This window comes from Microcystis sp. T1-4 (genome assembly GCF_000297435.1).
GTDB lineage: Bacteria > Cyanobacteriota > Cyanobacteriia > Cyanobacteriales > Microcystaceae > Microcystis.
The window spans coordinates 1-1,037 of sequence record NZ_CAIP01000327.1 but is presented as its reverse complement, the minus strand read 5'-3'; the positions used below and the strand labels follow the sequence as shown (position 1 = coordinate 1,037).

Below are 1,037 nucleotides of genomic sequence, written 5' to 3'. Positions count from 1 at the left end.
TATCGCTGTTGCGATCAAATACTTGATCACGGGATAGATAAACGGCATCATACCAACTTTGACCCGTATTGGCATCATTATTAACAACCGTCCAAGTTAAACTCAGAGATTGTCCGGCAATTCCCTGTTCCGGCGCATCCACGGCAGTGACAGCCAGATCAGCAGAAGGAGCGGGAGTAATCGGTAAAGTTCCGGTTCCCGAACCGCCTCCACTGGTACTATCGCTGGCTAAAACGTTATTATTCTCAAATGTACCTTCAATAACGTTATTATCCCGGTCAGTTTGCACCAGAACATAGTAACTACCGTTCAAATTAACAGGAAGGGAGAAAGTACCCGTGGCACTATAACTTGCTGATGGCTCTAAGGCTCCTGAACGATAAACCGACCCTAAATTAATGTCATCACCGCTGACATTTTTATCTAAAGACAAATAAACCTGATCGTACCAATAATTGCTATTAGTCCGTCCTACCCCCAAATTTGCCACCGTCCAATTGAGGGTCAGCGGCTGTCCGGGAGTCACGGTATCTGGCAGAGTAATGCTAGTAACTTGGAGATCGGGAGTATCACGAGAGATGGTGAGGGGAAAAGCACTAGAGGCATTATTTCCCTCATTGCTACCTTCATAAACGCTATTAGCCGAATCAGTGACGACAAATAGCTGATAATTGCCTTCTAAGGTAAAGGGTAAGATAACACTTTCAGTCCGACTGTAGGTACCATTGGGAGCTAAAAGTCCGGTGCGGGTGAAGCTGGCGAGGGTCAGATCATCTGCATCCCCTAAAACCTCATCGTTAGAAACTACAAGGCGATCGCTCCAACTGTTAACAATGGTATCCCCAGTTCCCTGGTTTTTCACTGTCCATTGCACTTGAATTGTCTTACCAGCTTCTCCCGTAGTTGGAATAATTGCGTCAGTGACAACTAAATCCGCCGGTTGGGAAACAATTTGTACTTGATTGATACTTTGAGTGACGTTATTAACATTATCTAATTCAAATACTTGATCGCCGCTATCGGTCACACCAAAGACG

General features: G+C 45.1%; 1 protein-coding gene. It reads right to left on the bottom strand.

Annotated features, from left to right (window positions below; translation table 11 throughout):
- On the bottom strand, positions 1 to 1,037 hold a 1,037-nt coding region (locus MICAI_RS16855), incomplete at both ends, for a CARDB domain-containing protein (RefSeq protein WP_039900431.1).